Origin of the sequence: Petralouisia muris (genome assembly GCF_004793545.1) — a bacterium.
GTDB classification, from domain to species: Bacteria; Bacillota; Clostridia; order Lachnospirales; family Lachnospiraceae; genus Petralouisia; species Petralouisia muris.
Window position 1 is genome coordinate 20,329 of sequence record NZ_SRYA01000017.1, and the last position, 23,802, is coordinate 44,130.

General features: G+C 46.4%; 18 protein-coding genes. All 18 read right to left on the reverse strand.

Annotated elements, in window-relative coordinates; genetic code table 11:
* Positions 1-89 precede the first annotated feature (89 nt).
* Positions 90-593, reverse strand: a complete 504-nt coding sequence (locus E5329_RS10005; protein ID WP_330572082.1) for a Gx transporter family protein — start codon at positions 591-593, stop codon at positions 90-92.
* Positions 594-649: 56 nt separating this feature from the next.
* The gene (locus E5329_RS10010; protein ID WP_135989415.1) at positions 650-1,024 is read right to left on the reverse strand and encodes a NusG domain II-containing protein; all 375 of its coding nucleotides are present in this window, start codon (positions 1,022-1,024) and stop codon (positions 650-652) included.
* Entirely contained in the window at positions 1,011-2,069 is a 1,059-nt protein-coding gene (locus E5329_RS10015) for an FAD:protein FMN transferase (RefSeq protein ID WP_135989416.1), read from the reverse strand. The genes E5329_RS10010 and E5329_RS10015 overlap by 14 nt, the downstream gene beginning before the upstream one ends.
* Before the next feature lie 107 nt (positions 2,070-2,176).
* The gene (locus E5329_RS10020; protein ID WP_135989417.1) at positions 2,177-3,379 is read right to left on the reverse strand and encodes a peptidyl-prolyl cis-trans isomerase; all 1,203 of its coding nucleotides are present in this window, start codon (positions 3,377-3,379) and stop codon (positions 2,177-2,179) included.
* A gap of 136 nt (positions 3,380-3,515) precedes the next feature.
* Positions 3,516-7,052: a transcription-repair coupling factor gene (mfd, locus tag E5329_RS10025; protein WP_135989418.1), complete on the reverse strand. Its 3,537-nt coding sequence runs from the start codon at positions 7,050-7,052 to the stop codon at positions 3,516-3,518.
* 56 nt (positions 7,053-7,108) lie between these two features.
* Positions 7,109-7,669, reverse strand: a complete 561-nt coding sequence (gene pth, locus E5329_RS10030) for an aminoacyl-tRNA hydrolase (protein ID WP_135989463.1) — start codon at positions 7,667-7,669, stop codon at positions 7,109-7,111.
* Positions 7,670-7,719: 50 nt separating this feature from the next.
* Complete coding sequence (locus E5329_RS10035; protein WP_135989419.1) at positions 7,720-8,550, reverse strand: undecaprenyl-diphosphate phosphatase; 831 nt, start codon at positions 8,548-8,550, stop codon at positions 7,720-7,722.
* Between the two features lie 359 nt (positions 8,551-8,909).
* Positions 8,910-11,237 (reverse strand): GH1 family beta-glucosidase, encoded by a 2,328-nt coding sequence (locus E5329_RS10040; protein WP_135989420.1) that lies wholly within the window; start codon positions 11,235-11,237, stop codon positions 8,910-8,912.
* Positions 11,238-11,514: 277 nt separating this feature from the next.
* Positions 11,515-12,591: an SGNH/GDSL hydrolase family protein gene (locus E5329_RS10045; protein WP_135989421.1), complete on the reverse strand. Its 1,077-nt coding sequence runs from the start codon at positions 12,589-12,591 to the stop codon at positions 11,515-11,517.
* Positions 12,592-12,594: 3 nt separating this feature from the next.
* Positions 12,595-13,641: a GDSL-type esterase/lipase family protein gene (locus E5329_RS10050; RefSeq protein ID WP_135989422.1), complete on the reverse strand. Its 1,047-nt coding sequence runs from the start codon at positions 13,639-13,641 to the stop codon at positions 12,595-12,597.
* A complete protein-coding gene (locus tag E5329_RS10055; protein ID WP_135989423.1) occupies positions 13,622-14,263 on the reverse strand; it encodes a YesL family protein in 642 nt (213 codons plus the stop codon). The genes E5329_RS10050 and E5329_RS10055 overlap by 20 nt, the downstream gene beginning before the upstream one ends.
* A 47-nt stretch (positions 14,264-14,310) precedes the next feature.
* Positions 14,311-14,955 (reverse strand): hypothetical protein, encoded by a 645-nt coding sequence (locus tag E5329_RS10060; RefSeq protein ID WP_135989424.1) that lies wholly within the window; start codon positions 14,953-14,955, stop codon positions 14,311-14,313.
* Positions 14,956-15,016: 61 nt separating this feature from the next.
* Entirely contained in the window at positions 15,017-16,183 is a 1,167-nt protein-coding gene (locus E5329_RS10065) for a glycoside hydrolase family 130 protein (protein WP_135989425.1), read from the reverse strand.
* Positions 16,173-17,342, reverse strand: coding sequence for an AGE family epimerase/isomerase (locus E5329_RS10070; RefSeq protein ID WP_135989426.1), 1,170 nt, complete (start codon positions 17,340-17,342; stop codon positions 16,173-16,175). Before E5329_RS10070 ends, E5329_RS10065 begins: the two co-directional genes overlap by 11 nt.
* A gap of 23 nt (positions 17,343-17,365) precedes the next feature.
* Positions 17,366-20,854: a glycosyl hydrolase gene (locus E5329_RS10075; protein WP_135989427.1), complete on the reverse strand. Its 3,489-nt coding sequence runs from the start codon at positions 20,852-20,854 to the stop codon at positions 17,366-17,368.
* A gap of 33 nt (positions 20,855-20,887) precedes the next feature.
* Positions 20,888-21,913 (reverse strand): glycoside hydrolase family 130 protein, encoded by a 1,026-nt coding sequence (locus E5329_RS10080; RefSeq protein ID WP_135989428.1) that lies wholly within the window; start codon positions 21,911-21,913, stop codon positions 20,888-20,890.
* Positions 21,914-21,975: 62 nt separating this feature from the next.
* A complete protein-coding gene (locus E5329_RS10085; RefSeq protein ID WP_135989429.1) occupies positions 21,976-22,821 on the reverse strand; it encodes a carbohydrate ABC transporter permease in 846 nt (281 codons plus the stop codon).
* Positions 22,821-23,792 (reverse strand): carbohydrate ABC transporter permease, encoded by a 972-nt coding sequence (locus E5329_RS10090; RefSeq protein ID WP_135989430.1) that lies wholly within the window; start codon positions 23,790-23,792, stop codon positions 22,821-22,823. The genes E5329_RS10085 and E5329_RS10090 overlap by 1 nt, the downstream gene beginning before the upstream one ends.
* Positions 23,793-23,802: the final 10 nt, after the last annotated feature.

Below are 23,802 nucleotides of genomic sequence, written 5' to 3' on the forward strand. Positions count from 1 at the left end.
GTTTACTCTTTAAAAGACAGCACATTTTTCACCATAAACTGCGCCAGCATTTCTTCTCGCCTCCTATTCTATATAATAGACCATATCCTTTACTGATTTTGCTCCCTAATCAGCTTATCCAGCCTTTTGATGATAAGAGCAGCCAATATGCCAATCACTGTCCCTGCAAGGGTGCCGGACAGAACCAGAACCGGAAAGTAGTACAAAAGCCTGGCGTTTTCCACCACCAGGACTGCCGCCATAATTTGCCCCAAATTATGAAACACGCCGCCCAGGACGCTGACTCCTGTGACAGAAAACAGCTTGATTCTGCGGGCGCCTATCATTGCCAAAAGGCTTAATATCCCCCCTGCCAGACTGTACAGCATGGCGGCAGGATTCCCAAAGGTAAACCCATTCAGTACAATCCGCACCAAAGAAAGGGTACAGGCTTCTTTCACTCCCATGGTATATAATGCGACAATCGTCACCAGATTGGCCAGCCCCAGCTTCACTCCCGGAATTCCCAGATTAATTGGAATCAAAAATTCAATATAGGAAAGGACAAATGCCAATGCCGTAAGCATTCCCATATAAGCTGTTTTCTTCGCCACCGTTTCCTCCTTACCCTTTTCCCTTTCAGCATAAAAGTATGCTTAAGGCTTCCTCCTTACTTCGTGCTTCCGTCAATTTCAGTTTCACCGCCGTTTTCAATTTCCACCACAATTTTGTTGGGAAGGCAGACCAGGCTTTCTCCTCGGTTCTGCACCGGACGGTGATTCACGCATATTTTATCCGGGCAGGAAGCCTCTGTAATATCTGCTTTGCCATCCCGAATTTCCAGTATGTTGTATCCGCCGGATTCTGCCTGAATCGTCACGCTTGTATCATGATCCAAAGGATAACTCCCCTGCACTTCACCGTCCAGATATACCACAGCCTGGGCTTCTTTTGTATTTTTTGCTGAAAACAGAGAAATAAAGCCATACACGGCCAGGGCTGCCGCCAGCAAAACTACAATTAAAATCACATCATTCTTTTTCATGAAATTCAAATCCGCTGCTGCAGCGAATCCCTCCGTCTTTCATTACCCACAGGGCTTCTGTCCCAGGCAGCGATTCTGCCAATTCCAGGCCCTCCGAAACTTCCATATTAAACAGAGCTGTTGACAATGCGTCCGCCATGCCGGAATCATTGGTCAGCACCGATACGGAAGGAACATACTCCGGGGGCATTCCCGTTTCCGGGTTGATAATATGGCAGTAGCGTTTCCCGTCCACCATGTAATAACGCTGATAATCTCCGCTGGTTACAATGGTTTGATCTGCAAGTTCCACTGTCCCAATATAAGCCTCAGAACTTTCCAAATCCGGATTTTCAATGCCTACCAGCCAGGGAGTATTGTCCGCTTTGGCGCCTACTGCGCTGACATTTCCGCCTACGCTGATTAAGAAATGATCCATCCCCAATTCTTTTGCATATTCTGTAATCCGCTGCACCGCATATCCTTTCCCGATGCTTCCCACATCCAGGGACATTTCCCCGTCTTCCAGAAATACCGTTGCCTGATTTTCATCAATCACCAGCCTGGAAATATCCGTATGGGCCGCCATTTCCTGTATCAATTCTTCCGGCGGCACCTGGGCGCCGGCCGGATCAGCCATGCCCTGCTCCCGATATTCATGCCAGATCGACAAAACGCTTCCGTAGGCAATGTTGATTTGCCCATTTGTTTTCTGGTGCATCTCTATCCCCAGCTTTAACAGTTCTATAATTTCCTCATCCACTGGAATCGGTGATTTGCCGGCGTTATCATTGATGCTCTTTAGATTATTTATCCCATCATAGGTATGATAAATATCAAAAAGTTGATGATAATGCATCAGCTTTTCCTGCAAAAGCTTTGTCTGCTCCTCAAACGCCTCCTGGCTCTTCGCATATCCAGTAATCGTCGTTACCGTATCAAAGCTGTCGAAAAAGCTGGTTTCATACCGATTCCGTTCTTTCTTTCCCTGCTGCATGGCTGCAATTCCCACAAGAAGCAGAACCGCCAGCAGCAAAATTCCTGCATGCTGCACTCTTTTTCCCATTTTAAACAGTCCTTTAGTAAAATTCTCCCTTTCAGCCGTCAGGATATCATGTCATCATTTCATGCCCGCCAATCCGTCCGCTAAAAGGGAAAATCCATCTTTGTCATCTATTCCTCTGTACCAGCATTCTCTTCTGCATCCCCGCTATCTCCGAGATTTTCATTATCTTCTGCGTCGCTGCTGTCTTCGCTCTCTCCTGCATCGCTGCCTTCTTCACTCTCTCCTGCATCGCTGCCTTCTTCGGCGCCTTCGCTCTCTCCTGCGTTGCTGTCCTCTTCGGCGCCTTCGCTGTCTTTCGCTTCCTCCTGCTTAATGGTAAAAAGATCATCAAATGTTACCTTTGCCCATTCCTTTTCATTTACTTCATATTTCACGTCTTCCTTATAGCCGTCGCACACTTCTGTATAGTGATCGCTCTGACGCTTTTCCACAATTTCCTTTTTCTTACTTTCGGTAGCTTCTTCATCAAAGGTACTCTCCATACGGGCTACAAAAAATGCTTCCTCGCCGGTAAGAACTGGGCTGATTTCTCCGTCCTTTAACTTGTCTGCGCCTTCAATCAGCGCCGCATCCAGAGTTTCTTCGTCTGCACCGTAAGACTTATTCTCTGTAACAGTATATCCTGCCGCTTCTGCCGCCCCTTTAAAATCGTCCTTGGCGGAAGCTGCAAAAGCTTCTACTTCTTTTTTCAGATTTTCTTTTTCTTCTTCGGTATACTCTTTGGTATTCCCTTCCTCGTCTGTGGTGGATTTGCTGTTCACTTCCACATAACTGATGGTTTTCTGAGCTGCTTCCTCATCAGAAACCTCGGTGTCAGCTTCTGCTTCAATGGCAGCCTGCATTTTGAACTGAATCGTATTCAGCCGAAGCATTTCTTTTACATATTCCTGGGTGGCTCCCATCTGGCTGATAGCTTCCTTGGTGTTATCCTCCATAAACTTTGCGGCTGCCTCGTCCATTTTGGCAAGCTCTTCCTCTGTGATTTCCACATTATAATCTCCCATGTGGTCTTCTAACAGATACAAAAGTTCAATAGTTTCTGCCACATTATTTTTCACAGAGGTAACCATATCCGTGCCTTCGCCGAATAAGTCCTGAGACCAGAAGCCAGTTCCAAACATACCGGTAAACTGCCCGTCATAGATGGCCTGCTGATACCGCGCCATAAAATTCATAAACCCAAGGGAAATCTCCTCTCCCTCCAATGTTGCTCCTGTTTTCTGTCCATCTATGGAATTGCCGCATCCGGTCAGAACAGATACGCCCATTGCCGCTGCCAGCAATAAGGGAACTAATCGTTTTACTTTCATAATATCCTCCTGTGTATTCTCTTTTCTCTGGATTGCCTGAGGATAAATTCTCAGGCATACTGTTGATATTATAATTCTTTTTTCCCCTGGTAGCAACTGTTTTCACAAGATTTTCATGTTTCCTGGCACTTCTCCATCATAAGAATGACTGCACCAGCAGTTCCTGGGTATCCTGAAGGACTCTCTCTGTAATTTCCAGTGCGCCGGTATTTTTCTGCCTGGTGCTGTAGCTTTTCCCATACTCAAAGCAAGGCGCTTTTGCATCCTTAATAAACCGCAGCGCACCCTGGTACTTCTCTGTGACGGACGCAATGTTTGCCGGATTGATTTTGGCCTGAAAATAAAAGGTAAACCTGATTTTATCTGCTGTTTCCTTGATTTCCGTATAATAGCACTGATGGGCCAGGGCTTTCAGTAAGGCAATCTCCAGCAGGTTTTCCACCGACTTGGGCGGCTCTCCGAAACGGTCAATCAGCTCTTCCAACATTTCTTCTTTCTCTTCCTGATTCTCAATGACTGCAATCCGTTTGTAGATGTCCAACTTCTGGAATTCATTGGGAATATAGGAGGGCGGAATAAATGCATTGACATCCAATTCAATGGTGGTGTCAAACTGCTCCGCAGGCGCTTCCCCTTTCAGGGACTTCACCGCCTCATTCAACATCTTGCAGTACAGGTCATAGCCCACCGCTTCCATATGGCCGTGCTGCTGCGCCCCCAGCAGGTTTCCGGCTCCCCGGATTTCCAGATCCCGCATGGCTATTTTAAATCCGCTGCCCAGCTCTGTAAATTCCCGGATGGCAGACAGACGCTTTTCAGCCACTTCCTTGAGCATTTTATTCTGACGGTACATCAAAAACGCATAAGCGGTGCGGTTGGATCTTCCCACCCTTCCTCTGAGCTGATAGAGCTGGGACAGTCCCATATTGTCCGCATCATGGATAATCATGGTATTTACATTGGAAATATCCAGGCCTGTTTCAATAATGGTGGTGGATACCAACACGTCAATCTCTCCGTTGATAAACTGGTACATAATATTTTCCAGTTCCCGCTCCCGCATCTGCCCGTGGGCAAAGGCAACATTCGCCTCCGGCACAAGCTCTGCAATTTTGGAGGTGACTTCCACAATCTGGTTGACCCGGTTAAATACATAATACACCTGGCCTTCTCTGGCAAGCTCCCGATTAATGGCCTCCCGGACGATTTCCTCGTTGTATTCCATCACATAAGTCTGAATGGGCATCCGATCCATCGGCGGCTCTTCTAACACGCTCATATCCCGAATCCCAATCAAACTCATATGAAGTGTTCTGGGAATCGGGGTAGCCGTTAACGTCAGCACATCCACATTTTTCTTCATCTGCTTGATTTTTTCCTTGTGGGCCACTCCGAATCTCTGTTCCTCATCTATAATTAAAAGCCCAAGATCCTTAAATTCTACATCCTTGGACAGTACCCGGTGGGTGCCGATGACAATGTCCACGATCCCCCGTTTTAAATCCTCCACGGTCTTTTTCATCTGGCCTGGGGTGCAGAACCGGCACATCAGATCCACTCTCACCGGAAAATCCTTCATTCGCTGGACAAAATTATTGTAATGCTGCTGGGCTAAAATTGTGGTTGGCACCAGATAGACCACCTGCTTGCCGTCCTGGATGGCTTTGAAGGCCGCCCGGATGGCAATTTCCGTCTTGCCGTACCCCACATCTCCGCAAATCAGCCGATCCATAATTTTCTTACTCTCCATATCCCGCTTGGTAGCTTCAATGGCAAGCTCCTGATCCTCTGTCTCTTCAAAGGGAAACAGCTCTTCAAATTCCTTCTGCCACACCGTATCTTCCCCATAGGCAAACCCTTCCGTCCGCTGCCTTACGGCATAAAGCTCCACCAGTTCCTTTGCAATCTCCTTGACGGCGCCTTTTACCCTGTTTCTGGTTTTCTTCCATTCAGGCCCGTCCAACCGGTTAATTTTAGGTTTCTTCGCATCGGCGCCGGCATACTTCTGGATGGCCTCTAACTGGGTGGCCAGCACATAAAGGGTGCTGCCCTTATCGTATTCAATCTTCACATAATCTTTGGCTGTTTTCTGAATCTCAACCTTTTCAATGCCCCGGTAAATCCCTACGCCGTAACGCTCATGAACCACATAATCTCCAATGCTTAAATCTGTAAAACTCTGGATTTTCTCTCCTTCATAAATCCTGCGTTTTTTCTTCCGCTTCTGCTCTCCGCCGAAAATATCGCTTTCCGAAATCACCACAAACTTAATGTCCGGATATTCAAACCCTTTTTTCAGCTTGCCGTAAGCTGCCATCACCTCTCCTGGCTGCACCGGATGATCATAGTCCTCGCTGTAAAAACAGTTCAATCCTTCCTGCTGCAAATCCTCTGCCAGATGGCTGGCTCTGGTTTTAGAACCGGATAAGAGAATCACCTGATATTTATTTTTCCGGTATTGCTGCAAATCCTTAATCAGCAGTTCAAAGCTGCGGTTATAGGAATTTACCGGCCTTGCTGAAATGTTATAGCGGCGCCTTACCTCCAGCTCACTGATTTTAACATCCAGCGTGGTTAACGCCACGCTGGTTTGCCGCTGCATTCTGCCGAAAATCTCTTTGCCGGAAAAAAGAGCCTGCATCTGCCCCGGAAGGATATATCCCTTTTCCAGCCGGTGGGTCATACTCTCAGAAAATTCCTGCTCCACCACTCTGCCCTTCTCGGCCAAACGGGCCGGCTCATCCAGGAACAGCACCGTTTTTTCCGGTTCGAAATAATCCAGAAGAGAAACCGTTTTCTTCATAAAATACATAAGATAACTTTCCAGATTCCCGCTTTGCTGAAATTCCGTCAGCTCCTCCACCAGGGCGTCCACTGTGGTTTTCAGGCGATGTGCCTCTTCTGTTTTCATCTCTCTCCGAAGGGTTTCATAAAGCTCCTTTTTTTCTTTTTCAAGGGCCTCAATTCCTTGCTCCAGCAATTCCGGAAACAGCACAATCTCGCTGGCGGGATAAATCCGCACCCGATCCAGATTTTCAATGGAACGCTGACTCTCCACGTCAAAGCTGCGCATGGAATCAATTTCATCTCCCCACAGCTCTATACGGTAAGGATTTTCTTCGGTTAGAGGAAAAATATCCATAATCCCGCCCCGGACCGCAAACTGTCCGGCACTTTCCACCTGATAATTTTTTTCATATCCCATCTGAACCAGGCGTTTTCTGACCTCCTCCAAATCCATGGTCTGGCCTAATTCATATTCCAGAATGGACTCCCGGATATGGGAAAGAGGCGCAATCCGATCCATCAGCGCATCAAAAGTGGTGATTACTGCAACACGCTCCCGACTCAGAATTGCCTTCACTGCAGCCAGCCGTTCTCCCGTCAGCAGATTTCCCCGGATATCCGACTGGTAAAACAGCACGTCCCTGGCTGGATAATAGACCGCCTCTCTGTCAAAAAAACGGTAATTTTCATATAATTCCCTGGCTTTTTGTTCCTGAAAGGTTACAATCAGGCAATTTTCTTTTTCCCCTGCAAGACTATAGATGAAATGAGGCTTCTGGGTATCAATACACCCGGAAACCTGCACCGTTTCTTTTGTATTCTTCAATTGTGCCTTTAAGTCTGCATACTCCTTCAGTCCCGACAAAGGCTCTGTAAAGCTTTTCATAATTTCCTCCATCAATGAATTCCGTTCATGACACGGGCTGCGTTTTGCCGAATGCTTCAGTTAAACTGGTTCATGGCGCGATCTGTTTCCCCTTTCACCATCAAAGCCGCCGCTTCGCAGGCTTTTCCAAAAGCTTCTTCCGCTAATTCCCGATCTTCTTTGGAAAATCTTCCCAGCACATAATCCGCCAGATCCCAGCCCTGGGGCTTCTCCCCGACTCCGATTTTAATCCGCAGAAATTCCTGGGTGCCTGCGTGGCTGATAATACTTTTGATCCCGTTGTGCCCTCCGGCGCTGCCTTTTTTCCGGATTCTAAGCTTTCCGGGGGGAAGGCTGATATCGTCATAAATCACAATCAGATTAGTCTGGGGCTCTAATTTATAAAAATGCAGAATTGCCCCGATGCTTTCCCCGCTTAAATTCATAAAGGTCTGGGGCTTTGCCAGAAGGACCTTCTGCCCTTCTATGATTCCTGTTCCGCAAAGCGCTTTATGTTTTTTCTCCGTTACCCTGATATTATATTGATCCGCCAGCAGATCAATGACATCAAAGCCCACGTTATGACGGGTTTTCTCATATTGGCTGGAAGGATTGCCCAGCCCTGCAATGATAAACATGATGTTCTCCTCTTCTCTTTTTGCTTTCCGTAATCTCTGAAATAACCCTGTCATGCCGCAATCACTCCAAAATACAGCAGCACCACTGCCCCCAGAATAATCCGGTACCATCCGAATACTTTAAAGTCATGCTTTTTAATATACCCCATCAGGAAACGGATTACCACAATCGATACCATAAAAGACACAAACATTCCGGTAAACAGAATTCCAAGCTCCATTCCGGTAAAGGTAAAGCCAAATTTTAATAATTTCAGAAAGCTTGCGCCGAACATGACAGGAATGGCCAAATAAAAGGTAAATTCCGCCGCCACAGTGCGGGACACCCCAATCATCAGCGCGCCGATAATGGTTGCGCCGGAACGGGAGGTTCCCGGAAATACTGCCGCCACAAGCTGAAACATTCCAATGAGAAGAGCCACCTTATAATCCAGTTCATCGGTGGTGCGGATCATTGGCTTCACGCCCCGGTTCCGGTTTTCCACAAGAATAAACACAATGCCCACTGCAATCAGCATCACTGCAACTACCCAGAAATTATATAAATGCTCTTCCAGCCAGTCGTCAAACAGCACGCCTACCACAGCCGCTGGAACGCAGGCCACAACAATCTTGCCCCAGAGATTCATAATATCCCAGTTAATCCTTAACTGCCTTCTCCTGTTCTTCTGCAGCGGAAAAATCTTATTCCAGAACAGCAGAACCACCGCCAGAATAGCCCCTAACTGGACCACCACAAGGAACATGTTCCAAAAATCCTGGGATACTTCCATGGGCATGATTTCTTCCAAGAGAATCATGTGCCCGGTGCTGCTGACTGGAAGCCATTCTGTGATGCCTTCTACAATTCCGTACACTACTGCTTTTAAAATTTCTAACATAATCTTTGATCCTTTCTGGAAACGTATCCGATCATTTGCTTTCCGGATATCAAACGAAACTCCGTTACAGTATATCACACTATCACAGAGTTTAGGAATAAATATATTCAAAATTTTATTAATTTTTTCTGAGGTATCTGAAGTGGATTATTTTGCAGAAACCAGCTCCGGCATACGGGCAAACGAATTCAGGAGCATACAGCAAAGGCAGGAGTATCGTTTTCCTCCTGCCTTTGTCTGTTTACTGTTTTATATTATCATACTTTGATAGTAAATACAATCGTTTGATGATATCATTTTAAGATTTTCCTTTGTTGCCGCATCTCCTCCGACTCATGCCGCCTGACTGCTATTACTGTCTACACCGCCGAACAAATCCCCTTCAGCTTCCCCTGCAGTTCCACCTCGCCGAATCCTCCAGGCAGAATCAGATGATCCCCTTTTTTCACAAGCTGTCCGTTCAGCAGCCCGTCTCCCTCAATGACGCTCATCAAAAGGAACGGATACTCCTGCTCAAAGGAAGCGTTTCCATCCAAATCCAGCTCAAACACCTCATAATGCTCACAGGAATACAGGGGACACAGTATGTTTTTCTGTACATTCTCTGTATCAATGACACTGTCCGCAGCAGATTTGGCGGGAGCGGTAATCACGTCAATGCTTTTTTCCACATGAAGCTCTCTGGGCTTGCCCCCGGAAAGCCTGTCATAATCATAGACCCGATAGGTGATGTCGCTGTTTTGCTGAGTTTCTAAAATCATCAGCCCTCCCTTGATGGCATGGACGGTTCCCGGGTCAATCTGAATAAAATCACCTTTTTTTACCGGAATCTCCCGGATAAATTCCTGCCACCTGCCCTGATGTATCATATCGGATAATTCTTCCTTGCTTTTGGCGTTATGCCCGATCACCAGGGACGCGCCTTCGGGACAGTCCATAATGTACCAGCATTCTGTTTTGCCCAGGGAACCATTTTCTCTGGCATTCGCATAGATATCATCAGGATGCACTTGAATACTCAGGTCGTCCTTGGCGTCAATAATCTTAATCAGCAGCGGAAAACGGTCTTTCTCCACATTTGAGAACAATTCCGGCTCCTCTTTCCACAGCTCAGACAATTTTTTTCCTGCATACGTCCCTTCTTTTACCGTGCAGTCTCCATTGGGATGGGCTGCAATCCCCCAGCATTCTCCAATATCCTCCCCGGTTACCGGATACCGGAAATCCTCTTTCAGCCGGTTTCCGCCCCAGATATTGTGGGTAAATACCGGATTCAAAAACAAAATTTCGTGCTTTTCTTTGTCTGTCTTTACTCCGGACAGGCAGGCTCCATTGCTTTCCATAACCTTCTGATACCAGTAAGCAGAATCCTTCGGGATACGTTTCTGGGTGGCAAAATCCACATACACCAACCCGAACCGTTCATGATAGCCTTTTTCCCACTCAAAATTATCCAGAAACGTCCAGGCAAAATATCCCCGCAAATCTACCCCTTCCGCAAACAACCCGGACAGGCCGCTCAGATACGCATCCAGAAAATCAATCCGGTTCCTGTCATGGACTTTCCCATCTGAGGATACCATGTCGTGGCAGGACATGCCGTTTTCCGTTATGTAAATAGGCGTTTGATAACGCTCATAGAGAAACTTTATGCCCCAGTACAGGCATTCCGGCGTTACCGGCCACTGGGAAGCGGTTTTGCCATGCCCCGGCGTCCGGGACACATATTCCGGCTTCCCGTCCGCCCCGGCGCGGATCTGATACCCATTGTAAATATTCTGTCCCATAAAATCCAAAGGCTGGGAAATCAGCTTCATATCCTCTTCTGTAATTTCCGGCAGATAATCCCTGTACTTTTCCAGCCCCTCCTGTGGGTATTTTCCAAGAAATACCGGATCGGAAAACCAGCTTACGTTCCAGGTCCAGTTATGAAGCTCCTCTTTCATCCCAAAATAAACCCCTCTGGCTGCTTCAATGTCTGCTGGATCATAACCTGCCCCTGGTTTATGCCAGGGATAGGCCACGCTGCAGGTAGGCGCATATCCGATTTTTATCTCCCTTTCGGCATATTTGCGGAGAGCCAGCACCGCGGAACCATGGGCCAGCAGCATATGATGCGCCATCTGAAACGTATCCCGGAGGGGAAGCTTTAACCCCGGCGCATGGATGCCGGTGAGATTGCCAAGGCCGATAAAGCACTGAGGTTCATTGAAGGTAATGAAATATTCGCACAAATCCGAGAAATTCTCTGCCACCACTTTGGCGTAATTTTCAAACCATTTCACCGATTCCCGGTTCACCCAGCCGCCCTTATCCTGGAGCGCCTGAGGAAATTCCCAGTGAAACATCGTAATGTAGGGAGTAACGCCGTTTTTCTTCATTTCCAGAATCATATCCCGGTAAAGGTCTATGGCCTTCCGATTCACCTCTCCCGTTCCCTTCGGCAAAATCCTGCTCCAGCTTAAGGAAAAACGATAATGCTTCACTCCCAGAAGCCGCATCAATGCAAAATCCTCCCTGTAACGATGAATATGGTCGCAGCTTACTTCTGCATTGGCGCCTTCCAACACCTTTCCCTCTCTGGCAAAGGTGTCCCAGATACATGTTCCTGCGCCGTCCTCCCGATCTCTTCCTTCTATTTGATAAGCGCTGCTGGCAACGCCCCAGACAAAATTTTCTGGAAACATTCTGAATTCCTCCTTATTTTATGAATTTGTTAGTGCATTTTTCCAAAAATGAGCGAGAAAGGCAGAACATTTCCCTGTATTCGCCGCCAAAACAGCTAATTTTGGGTACACGAAATAAACCTGCATTTCTGTAAGCTTTTGAACTTGCTCTCCCGTCTGCAATCAGGAGAGCCGCTTAGTTTCTATGCAGGATTAGCTTGTGGAAAATATTCCCGCCAATCACCGGCCCATTTTTCCGTCAATCCTTACGACTTGCTGCTGCCTCTTCCTTTCCTCTTCAGGCAATAATCAATGATAAGAGATAAAACGGCGCTGCATTTTCCCCTTCATCCGCAAGAACCTCCAGCTCCACACAATGATTTCTCCTCTCACCATGATGAAGAATTGGCTCTAAGTAAAGGCAGTCGCCCCAATCCTCTTCAAAATTTCCATCCAGTATCCGAACATTCTCTGAGTCACCGTCTAACGTCAGCTTCGCACGCAGAGCTGGTTTTGTCACCGTTTTCCGGTACTGAACAGCAATGCAGGACGCCGTAACCTCAAATAAAATTTTTGCGCCTGCTTTTTTTCCAATCCAGCCGTTTTTAAAAATATCCAGATGGCCCTTCTTCTCTTCTGCATCTGCCAAAAAGCCCAAAAGCTCCGGACAAATTTCACAGATGGTCAGTCTCTTTGCCTGTTCATACGCATTCTCTGTCAAAGGCTCCGGAAACGAAGCTTCTACTTCCGGCTCCTGCCCGTCTGCCCGGACCTGCTCAAAATACGCGATGATCTCCTCCGCCAGCAGTTCATGCCCTTTGTCATTCGGATGCAGTCCGTCCTGCGTCAGTTCATCTCTTGTATACACGCCTGATTTCATCCGTTGATACACGGTATCCTTTATGCTCACATGGGGCACATGGTACCAGTCCCCTATGGCGTTGTGATACTCCTGGGCGTTTACGCCGGTATCGTAAAACACATTATTCAGCAGTAACACTGCCGGTTCAGACTTCCAGGTCAGTACTTTCCGCAATAATCCTTCATAGGTTTCCTGGAAAAATTTATTTGCTTCATCATTCACACTGAAATCTATCACCACCAGATCCGGCTGATACATCAGCAGATCCGTTACCACCCTGGATACTCCAAAATGAGAGGTGGTTCCTCCAATTCCGCCATTGACATAATGAAGCTCTGCCTTTGGAAATGTCCGTTCCCACCACTGAAACACACGGTATGCATAAGAATTCTCATGCGCCGTCGCTGCACAGTCCTGTGTAATGGAGCCTCCAAAAAAACCAATGGTCAGCGCTTCGCCCTTTTCGGCCCTCTGCATGCACTTTTTCAATCTTGTCAAATCTATCCGTCCCATTTGCTACTCCCATCCGTCTATCTTAAGACTTTCAATATACCCAGCAAGCTCTTCTGCCATTTCCTCTGCCTCCGGAATCCTCAGATGCCCCGGCGTGCCTTTCCCATTACGTTGAAAAAGATACTGCGTAATCCTCTCATCTTTCATCTCCCGCACTGCCTGTGCGATCGCCTGATCCCATGCCTCATCATGTTCCAAAAGGGTAGTGCAGCAGATAATCTGCGCAGATGGATATTTCTCCCGAAGTTTGCCCAGAAATGATTGATAATGATTTCTCCACGTTACCGCTTTCTCTCCGTCAGGATCTTCTTTCATATAATCCTCCGGATGGCTGTCGTTCTGCCCGATGGCAACAATCACCGCCTGCGGCGTGTACCTGGAAAAATCCCAAGCCATTTCTTCCCGCAGCTCTGGGTGATAATGAATCTTGTCCCAGGCTGTCTCCATTCCTATGTAATCCGGATCATGGAACCATCCCGTTTGATCCATCAGGGCAATTCCTCCCTGGGCAATATCGTGAATCTGGGCGTTCAGCTTCCGCGCTGTCATCCAGGCGTAAGAATACCAGCTGTTCGAATATTCCCCGTTATGCTCCGGGTCCTCTTTCCCTGCATATTCCACCGCTTCTGAAACTTCTCCCGCCGATACAGAATCTCCATATACTTCGATTTTCCGTTCCGGCTTCCCGGGCAGTTCCAGAAGCTCTGCCCCTTCTGCAAGCTCCACTCCCAGGAAAGCAAACTCGTGGCAGGCGTCCTGCCTCTTAAAAAACAAGACCTCATGCTCCTGCTCTTTTGTCTCTTTTACTTCTATTTTAATGGAGGCAATTCCCCTTTGGGGCAATGCAAAGGCAGACTGCCTGCCATCCAGTATGCATCCCAGATAATTGTCCCAATACGCCCCATGGTTTTTCACAGAAACCCTTAATTCATTCCCTGTAAACCTCATTCCAACTGAAGTGCATGGATATACAAAAACCGGTTCTTTTGGATTGCTCCAGTCAATCCTTCCGCTGTAAGATAATTTCTCGTTATCTGGCTGTATTTTCATCTTCATCCTCCTTTCGATGAATCAATTTTTGAAAAATCCCTGATAAAAATAAACTATTCACCCAGGCAGTCAGGGAAAATCCTGCCACACAGAAAATCGGCATTGCAGCCATTGTATAAAACTCCCCTGCCGCGATGCACACTGCCGGAATGCAGTTCAGCGCTGTCATCGCAAGCGTTGCCGGAAGATTCCGAAACGCAAGGAATAATGCATTCCTCAACGTGTTTTTTGTGCTGTTTTGGAATCTTGCCTGCAAGGGAAAGGCATAAGTAAAGGTAAAAGACCAAAGCGCCACCAGGACGCCAATTGCAAGATTCAGCATTTTCCAGAGATTTTTGCCATACAGCACATCAAACAGCAGGATTCCGCCTGTAATCAGGAAAATTAACCACAGCTTCGTACTCTGCTTCCACTCTGATCGGCAAGCCTGAAAATACTCTCTTGCCACATACCTGCTTTCTCCCCGCACCCGCCGAAGCGCCACCTGATACAGAGCCGTCATAGTCATTCCCAGGGTAATCACAGGCAGTGAAGTAATCACAAACAACACATTCAGTATGATCCAGTCTCCAAGATTTCCCATAAATTCAAAAAACGGATGTTCTATTGATAATTTTTTCAACGTCCTTCCTCCTGTTTTTCTAACCCGTAAGCCAAATGCTTAATTTTTCATATAACTTTCCCCTGCAGATATTTCAGAAAACTCCTGCTCTCGGCCGTGTGCTGCCCGGAGGAAGGAAAAGCAAGCAGCAGCTTCTCATCCGCTTTCCCGGTTACCCGTTCTGTAAAGCTGTCGTTTCCAAGCACCACTGCACTGCACTGACCTTCCTCCATATAAACGGTGAAGCCTTCTGTTTCCTGCTCCTCTAATACTCGAAACCTTCCTCCCATCTCTTTACAATGGCGGTAAAAACTCTCGGACATAATCACAGCGTCAATCTCCTGATTCTGCCACTGGAAGAAAAATTTCTCATAGGAACTTTCATTTGCACCTTCTAACCGGAACTCGCCATAAGAGAACTGATAATCAGAATCAATGACAACCCTGTTTTCCGGAAGCCCGGCTTCCTTTGCAAAGGCATCGGCCATTTCCTGATCCCTTGCTGCATCCATTTCCTGATTTACAATGATACAGGTGAACTCCGGCTTCTTATTTCCGAATGCATAATGTGCCGCAAATAAAACAACCAGAGCAGCGATGGACACAAAAATCAGGATATGATACCAATAGTATGCCAGGATATAAGAACATGTCTCCTGCCTGTTCATACCAGAAGTTTTCTCCTTAATATCTCTCCAATACTTTCTTATCAACCGTCCGCCCCTCCTCTGATTCTTCTATCCGGGCGGCATAAGCCGCCCGCAATACATTTGCTTATTTCAAAAGCTCCAGATTCCGCCCGATCAGTTCACATCTCTGCTTTACGCAGTCTGCAGAACGCAGAGGATCCTTCGGAGTGGAAAAAAGATAATCCTCCAGCTTATCCACTGTAGTGGTTGCCACATGCATCCTGGTATCGCAGGAAGCGTAGTAAATGTAGATATCTCCATTTTCCCTTGCAATTGCCCCGTTGGTAAATACCACATTCGACACATCCCCGACTCGCTCATTTCCAAGGGGAACCAGAAATACCCCAGAGGGCTCTGCAATCACCTTCGAAGGGTTCTCCAACTCTGTCCCATACACATACAGGACATAGCGCAGCCCTGCCGCTGTATTCCGGACGCCGTGGGAGATATGAATCCAGCACTTCTTCCCTTTAATCGGCGGCGCTCCGGCTCCATTTTTCGACTCGGTAAGCGTATGGTAAATCCGCTTACTGATAATCTTTTCCTCATCAATCACCGCATGCGTAATGTCTTCACACAGCCCGAACCCGATTCCGCCGCCGCTTCCAGTCTCAATAAATCCGTCCATGGGCCTTGTGTAAAAGGCGTACTTTCCGTCTACAAATTCTGGATGGAGCGCCACATTCCTCTGCTGGGGTGACCGAAGCGTTTTCAGATTATCCAGGCGTTCCCATGTCTTCAAATCCTTCGTCCTGACAATCCCGGATTCTGCAACCGCTGCAGATAAATCTGTATTCTCCCTGTCCTTGCTCTCGGAGCAGAACAATCCATAAATCCAACCATCCTCATGCTGCGTCAGACGCATATCATATACATTGGTTTCTTCCGGGCAGGTATCTGGCAGAACCACCGGATAATCCCAGAAATGGAACCCGTCAATCCCTGTCTCGCTTTCTGCCACTGCAAAGAATGATTTTCTGTCGTTTCCTTCCACGCGCACCACAAGATAATATTTTCCGTCCATATAAATGGCGCCGGAATTCATAACTGCATTAATCCCCAGACGTTCCATAAAATACGGATTCGTCTCTTCATTCAGATCGTATCTCCAGTGAACCGGGGCAAATTCCCTGGTCAGCACCGGATATTCATATCTGTCATAAATCCCATTATAAAAACTGCTCTTCTGATTCCTTCTTGCAATCAGATGATCTAACTTTTCCTGTTCTATGTAATACTGCTTATGAAGCATCCTTAAGCCTCCTTATTACCTCAAGACACATTCTTCCATTATGGTACGGGCATTTCCACGGTTCCACGATTGGCTCCTCAATGGGATTCCTGTCTTTATCCAGCCCCGAAAACCATTCGGAACCCTGCCGTTTATCAATCATATAATCCCTGATATAATTCCAGATATCTTTTGCCGCTTCCAGATATTCTTTCTTTCCCTGCTTCTGATATCCATTCAGAAACCCAACCACTGCCTCTGCCTGCACCCACCAGACGCGGGTGGTATCTACAACTCCTTTTTCCGCCTCGTTGACCAAAGAATGATCCATATAGGCTCTGTTGTAAATATTTTCTGTAATCGTCCGTGTGATTGGCGCAAGTTTCTCTTGATAAGAAACATCCCCTAAAATCTCCAATCCCCGGTCCACAAGCCATGCCGTCTCAATATCATGCCCATAGGAATACAGGTCAATCAGCGTATTCCATGTTTTGTCAAAAAAGACCTCCTGACGCCCCAGCTTTTGGTTATAAATCTTGTCTGCCATAAGATCCAGCATATACCTCAGCCTGTCTGCAACACAGGCTTCCTTTGTGACCCGGTACAGCTCTGTATACGCTTCAAACACATGGAGCAGGGTATTCATGGTTTTTTCTGCCATCACCCCATTTTCGGAAAGCTTATCATTATCTGCCGGCTGGAACTCCCTGCTGAAGGCTTCCAAATACCCATATTCGTCCGTACATTTTTCTTCCACCAGCCGATACAGGCTGTGGGCAATTTCCAACGCTTCCGGATCTTTCGATGCATCATAGTAGGACGACAGTGCGTAGATTGCAAACGCCTGATTATAGGTATGCTTCGTGGTATCCTCTGGCTCTCCTGTATAATCCAAAGACCAGTAAACGCCTCCATATTCCTTGTCCAGGCAATGCTCCTTCAGAAAGAGGAAAGCATGGCGCGCATCCGACAGCAGTGCATCTTCGCCCAGTGTCAGATAGGCGTTGGAAAAAAACCAAAGGATTCTGCTGTTTAAGATACAGCCTTTTACGGCCTCTTTATCCAATTCCAAATCATATCCCAGATAACCATAGAACCCTCCATGCCTGTCATCCCTAAGCCCATGCCAAAATGGAATGAGCGCGCCTGTCAAATGCTGTTTTATCTCTGTAGCAAACATTTTTCCTCCTTGCATAACCTTACTTATTTTATAGTAATTGACTTCACCTTTGAGTACTTGCCGTATGCTGTTGTACCGGAAATGGTTTTGTAGCTTCGGATTTTAAAATAGTACTTGGTATTCTTCTTCAACTTCTTTGTGGTATAGCTGGTTGTGCTTTTCTTTTTGATTGTTTTCAGTAACTTATACTTTCCCTTTTTCCCAGTCTTCATATAAATCTGATAGCCTGTTGCATTTGCTGCCTTTTTCCATTTCAAGACCGCTTTTCGGGGGGATTTTGACTGCTTTTTCACACTTGTCAGACTGACTTTTTTAGGCGCAGACACAATCGTTATCTTCTTTTCCACAGAATAGTCTCCATACGCTGTCTTTCCGGAAACCGTTTGATAACCGCGGATTTTAAAATAGTATGTTGTATCCTTCTTAAGTTTTGCAGTGGTGAAGGTTACTGTGCTGTTCCCCTTGATGGTTTTTACCAAGTTGTATTTCCCATTTTTCCCGGTCTTCATATAGATCTCGTAACCAGATGCATCTGACGCCTTCTTCCATTTCAGGACAGCCTTTTGGGATGTCTTTGATTGTCTTTTTACACTGGTAAAGCTAATTTTACCTGGAGCTTTTGCCGTAGATTGGTTCTGGTCTCCGCCTTGATTCTGGTTGCCGTTTTGATTCTGGTTTCCACCCTGGTTCTGGTTTCCACCCTGATTCTGGTTTCCACCCTGGTTCTGGTTTCCACCCTGATTCTGATCCAACAGGTTCGTAAGAGGCGCATCACTGACAATCAGTCCCTGCTCATTCACTTTTGCCAAATCTGCATCACTGATTTTTACAGCCTTCATATCATCAAAGAGAATCGTGCCCTCTACCACGTAATTGCCATTTTCATCCTTCTGCCCATTGTAATTTTCTGGCACAGAATTGCACCACAGCTTAAAGGATGTGACATTGCTAGCGTCAACTGATTCATCCCCACTGCCTTTTTTCTTGAAGCTGCTGAAGGGAATCGTTACATACTGGGCTTTTGTTCCTTTTACAAATTCTGTCAGATACGCTTCATAGTCATCGTTAAGCTGTATCACCATCTTCTGCCCGTTGCCGTCCGGTTTTACCCACATGGAAACTGCATTGTAACTGCTCAGGTCGGTTTTGTCACTGTCAAATACCCGGCCAAGTCCTCCTGTCCACACTTCGGAGCCTTTATAGGAAAGCACATAGTTAAACGCTCCGCTGTAATCGCCTTCCGCTTTTTCCTGATTGTTCAGGTTCAGGGAAGCGCTGCAGTTTGCGGCTGAATTGTGAGCCCCGTATTTGCTTTGCAGCAATGCGTCATTTCCATAATAGTATTCAAAATTTTCAAATACTCCTTTGGCCAGCACATCCATATCTTTGTTGAAATTGATGAAGCTTGCTTTTCCAAATTCCTGTTCTCCGGCAATCAGGGTAATCATGCCTGTGCTGGTTTTTCCCAATTTCTGCAGAATTTCCGCAGTCAATGTTCCCGTATAAATATTTCCGTCCTTTTGTGTGGAAATTGTAATCTCCTCCGCATTTTCCGAGGCTTTTACTACAAATTTCACCTGATCCTCAGATGCGTTTCTGACACAGGCCTTCAGCTCGCAGGCTTCCTTGATGACCGCATAGTTCTTTGGAGCAATCATATAACCGCTGATCTCTGTACTATAGCCGCTGAGACTTACCTGTCCAGCCTTGCTGGCCGCTCCACCCTCTCCATAGAAATTCGTCCCGTTTCCGAAGATGGATTTTTCATTATTATAGAAACTGATAAATTCATTGATCATCTCATGGCCCATTGTATCCGAAGTTTTGTACGGGACAAAGAAATTACTCTTATCAAAGTTTGCCCACAAAAGGAAATATGGGATATCGTTGGCAGCAGCCGTATCAAGGACCTTATTATACCAGTCATGCCCTGTTGTCGGGTTGCCGGACGCCATCAGGCTGTCCTTCCCTGCGCCTGTAATCCGGATGCCTGTTTCCGCAATGGCCGGAATCTTATGTTTCTCTCTTGCCAGATCTGCAACTACCTGACAGCTCTGTGCAAGGTTTTCAAAAAAAGTATCGCCTGTATATACATTGGCATCCGCATAGTCGTCATAGTAGTCAAAAGCCAGAACATCTACATAGGCGTCTCCTGGGTAACGGTCCAGGTATTCCTCTTTGCTTGAAATCGGGCCGTTGGGAGAATACACATATAAGAAATTATGCACGCCCTGGTCTTCCAGATAATTGACCATATACCGCCAGATTGCATGATAGGATTCTACGCTTGTGGACGTACCCCACCAGAACCAGCCACCGCTGTTCTCATGGAAAGGCCGGAATAACACCGGGATATCTTTCTCCTGCAAGGCTTTTGCATAATCGACAATAATATCCAGGTATGCATTGAACTGGGGATTATACTGTCCGCCTTCCAGAATATAATCTGCACAAGGCGTCAAATCCTTTGATTCTGTAAAATCACATTTAGTAAAATCATAAGGATAGGCTGCATCTCCCGTTGCTGTAATCTTTGCATTCGTAAAATTAGGCATATGGCAGGACAAGGTAACTAACGCGCCGCCTTCATAGGCTTTCACAGAAGCCGCTATCGAAGCATCCAGCGCTTCCTGCCTGGTACTCTTGCCTACTTCACAGCCGGCAAGGGCCAGTGTGTCAATCCCGAACAAAGCAGGATCTGCACCTGTAACGTCTTTCGCATCTGACGTGATTCCATTGTCACAGACCGACTTAAATGCAAAGTTCTGGTGTCCGAACAGCACTTGATTGCTTTCCTGCAGACCCATCAGGTAAGCTGCCAGCGCTTTTGTCGGATCTGAGGCCTCTGCATCCACCAGCTTCACCTGCGCAGCCATATGATCCAGAGTTGCATTATCCGGAGTCACCTTCGGCGTTTCTGTGATTTCCACATTCTCTTCTACAAGCTCAGCCCGATTCAGCAAAACATCAGAAAAAGTCACCTTACCCTGGAATTTCGCGCCTACGCCCTGCAGCAGCAGAGACTGGAAATTGCCTAAATTACTTTCAAAGGGCATTTTCACTTCTGTGCTGTAAGCGCCATCTGCTGTTTTCTGGAAATTTGAAGCCTGATACATTGGCCATCCCAGTTTTTCCACAGTATCCCAATCATTTTCCGTCTGGAAAAAAACTGCCTGCAGTTTGATATAGCCATCACTGCCCATACTGTTCCAGGCTGTTTCGCTGATTACCATTCGAAAGCTTAATTCCGATTTCGCAGCGACAGGCTGGCTGTCGCCTTCAAAAGTAGCCCTCAGGGTATTATCCCAAGCATCCCAATCTTCTGCATCTCCAAAGGTCACTTCTGTAGATTCCATCTGCCCAAGCTCCAGCGTATTTTCTGCCTGTGGACTTTCTGCTTCTGCCGCGTTGACTGTCAAGGGGTTCCAGCAGCCAGTTCCGCTTCCCACATCGGCCACTGTAAGCGCCAATGCCATACAAGCAGCTATGATTCTTAATCCTTTTTTCCTCACGATTTTCCTCCTTTCAGCCAGGTAACTCCCCACTTACCGGATTCCAATTTCTTTGTCTGTTTCTGTCACTGCACTATGCTCTTTGATAAACGCCACCACTTCATCTACCTTTGTAAATGCAAGGCCCACATAGGTATCTGCAGCGCCATAGTAAATTGCAATTTTTCCACTCTCTGCATCATGAATCGTTGCACAGGGGAACGTTACGTTCGCTACAAAGCCCCGCTCCTCATACCATTCCTCCGGCGTCAGCAGGAACCTGTCACAGCGGTACTTGACAACAGACGGTTCCTCAAGATCCAGGATTGCGCCTCCTATGCTGTACACATAACCATTGCAGGTTCCGGTCACGCCATGATAAAACAGGAGCCATCCTTCGCTGGTTTCAATGGGCGCCGCGCCTCCGCCGATCTTCACGTTCTGCCACCACTCATTTCCTTTTCCCATCACATGGCGGTGTCTGCCCCAATATTCCATATCCACGCTCTCGGAAAGGAAGATATCGCCAAAAGGCGTATGTCCGCTGTCACTTGGACGGGACAGCATCAGGAATTTCCCGTTCACTTTCCTTGGGAATAACACTGCATTTCTGTTAAAAGGAAGAAATGGATTCTCAATCCTGGTAAACGTCTCAAAATCCTGTGTCTTTGCCACTCCTATGGATGCGCCGTAGAAATCCTGGCACCAGATCATATAGTAAGTGTCTTCCACCTTCACAAGCCTTGGGTCATACGCATACTTGGGCATGAAATCATTTCCTTCTTTATCCTTAAAAGGTATCTTATCCTTCTCAAAATCCCAGTGGATGGCGTCCTTGCTCCTTCCAAGGTAAATGTACGGGATTCCATTGGTCTGCTCGCCGCGGAATACGCCGATAAATTCTCCCTTGTAAGGCATTACAGCACTGTTAAAAATCCGCGCAACCCCTTCTGCAGGATTGCGCTCGATAATCGGATTGTCACTGTAACGCCATACCGGCATCCACGGCTTGCTGTTCTCTGGCCTTTCCTGCCAGGGCACATTGGGCACCGGCGCCCCAATAATCTTAACTTCACTCATTGAATCATTCCTCCATTTATGATGATACAGATACCTTGTATAGGTATCTCAATCGAAATTCCTTATCCTTTTACAGCTCCCGCAGCCAATCCGCCGTAAATCTGCTTCTGACAAAGAATAAATACAATCAACGCCGGCACCATTGTGATAATCACGCCTGCGCAGATGTAATTATACTGATTTCCCAGAGGACCAGTAAATTTGAACAGGGACGTTGCAACCGTAACCAGGCGGTTCTTATCCTGCAGGTAGAGATTTGCGGTATAGTATTCGTTATATACGCCTACGCCCTTCAGAATCATAACCGTTACAATGGCCGGTTTCAAAAGCGGGAATAAAATCCTGAAAAATACGCCGAAATAGGTGCATCCATCCATAATTGCCGATTCATCCAGAGAATCCGGTATGTTTTCGAAAAACTGGATAAAGATATAAATGGAAATAATATCAGTACCGCACATCATAATAATGTAACCTGGCAAAAAGTTAATCCATCCAAGGCTGTACATAATCTGGTATACCGATACCTGCATGGCGATGCCGGGAAGCAGGGAAGCAAACAGGAACAAATTCCGGATAAACCCGTTGCCCCTGAATTTGAAACGACTCAGCACATAGGCAAGCATGGAACCAGTCAGGATAGAGCCGGCCAATACAAATACCAGAATAATGATGGAATTGCGGAATGCAATGCCCATATTTGCCTGTGACCACGCCTGGATAAAGTTCTCAAAATAGAACCAGCTCTTCGGAAGCGTCATAACATTTGTAGAAGCATATTCCTCTGGCGTCTTAAAGGCTGTGATAACACAAACCACGATTGGAAGCACAGAAATAAATCCCCCTAAAATCAAAGTAAAATACTTCAAAATGGAAATTATGATTCTTTTCATCTTTGCTGTTGACATTACCGTGCACCTCCTTTTGCTTCTAAGCGTTTTTTACGCTTTCTAACCTCACGGAGCGGTTCTGCATCCCCTACGCCAAAGTAATATTTTTCCACCCATTTTTGTATCATAGTTGCAATCATAATCAGGATAAGCAGGACAATCGCCATTGCAGACGCCAATCCTACTTTCTGGCTTTCATGTGCCAGCTCGTTCATGATAACAAAGTAGGTTCCTGTTCCAAAATCACCGCCAGTAATAACGTAAGGCGGTTCGAATACACTAAGAGAACCGGTAATAGAAAGAATCATGTTCAATACGATAATCGTCTTGATGCTGGGCAGAATGATATAGATAAACTTCTGGAAGCTATTGGCTCCATCAATATCCCCAGCTTCATAAAGAGAAGCATCTACTGACATGATTGCGCCAATGAACATAACCATGCCCTGCCCCATATATCTCCATACAGAAGTTGCGGCAACCGAAATATTATTGATCCTCGTATCCCTCAGCCAGTATGGAAGCTGCTCCAGATTAAATCCGCACCACTGAAGCACGGTATCCAGCACGAACCCTCTGGTATAGAAGAATTTGAAAATAAAACCTACTGCAATACCGCATACCAGATATGGGAAGAACATCAACCCTTTGAACACGCCGCTGCCTTTTACTTTAAAGCTCAATACGGATGCAAAGTACAGCGCAAGGGCAAGCTGGATAAAAGAAGCTACGATATAATACAAGCTCAGCTTTAATGCCTGAAAACAATCCTGCCTTGTAAATACCTCCAGATAATTCTTCAATCCTACAAATTCCCTTTCACCGATATATTTCATATCGTAAAAGCTGAATCCAATCATCTTAAAGAAGGGTATATATGTAAAGACAAGAAGCAATGCTACTGGCACAAACATAAAGGTAAAAATACAAAGCTTCCGGTTTACTTTTCCTGATGTGATCCATGCCTTGAAACTCTTCTTTTCATTCATAAATCCCACA

Excerpts from the sequence above, each read along its gene's own strand:
- E5329_RS10010 (WP_135989415.1), bottom strand. The coding sequence starts at position 1,024 with ATGAAAAAGAATGATGTGATTTTAATTGTAGTTTTGCTGGCGGCAGCC.
- E5329_RS10015 (WP_135989416.1), bottom strand. The coding sequence starts at position 2,069 with ATGGGAAAAAGAGTGCAGCATGCAGGAATTTTGCTGCTGGCGGTTCTG.
- E5329_RS10020 (WP_135989417.1), bottom strand. The coding sequence starts at position 3,379 with ATGAAAGTAAAACGATTAGTTCCCTTATTGCTGGCAGCGGCAATGGGC.
- mfd (WP_135989418.1), bottom strand. The coding sequence starts at position 7,052 with ATGAAAAGCTTTACAGAGCCTTTGTCGGGACTGAAGGAGTATGCAGAC.
- pth (WP_135989463.1), bottom strand. The coding sequence starts at position 7,669 with ATGTTTATCATTGCAGGGCTGGGCAATCCTTCCAGCCAATATGAGAAA.
- E5329_RS10035 (WP_135989419.1), bottom strand. The coding sequence starts at position 8,550 with ATGTTAGAAATTTTAAAAGCAGTAGTGTACGGAATTGTAGAAGGCATC.
- E5329_RS10040 (WP_135989420.1), bottom strand. The coding sequence starts at position 11,237 with ATGTTTCCAGAAAATTTTGTCTGGGGCGTTGCCAGCAGCGCTTATCAA.
- E5329_RS10045 (WP_135989421.1), bottom strand. The coding sequence starts at position 12,591 with ATGGGACGGATAGATTTGACAAGATTGAAAAAGTGCATGCAGAGGGCC.
- E5329_RS10050 (WP_135989422.1), bottom strand. The coding sequence starts at position 13,641 with ATGAAAATACAGCCAGATAACGAGAAATTATCTTACAGCGGAAGGATT.
- E5329_RS10065 (WP_135989425.1), bottom strand. The coding sequence starts at position 16,183 with ATGCTTCATAAGCAGTATTACATAGAACAGGAAAAGTTAGATCATCTG.
- E5329_RS10070 (WP_135989426.1), bottom strand. The coding sequence starts at position 17,342 with ATGTTTGCTACAGAGATAAAACAGCATTTGACAGGCGCGCTCATTCCA.
- E5329_RS10080 (WP_135989428.1), bottom strand. The coding sequence starts at position 21,913 with ATGAGTGAAGTTAAGATTATTGGGGCGCCGGTGCCCAATGTGCCCTGG.
- E5329_RS10085 (WP_135989429.1), bottom strand. The coding sequence starts at position 22,821 with ATGTCAACAGCAAAGATGAAAAGAATCATAATTTCCATTTTGAAGTAT.
- E5329_RS10090 (WP_135989430.1), bottom strand. The coding sequence starts at position 23,792 with ATGAATGAAAAGAAGAGTTTCAAGGCATGGATCACATCAGGAAAAGTA.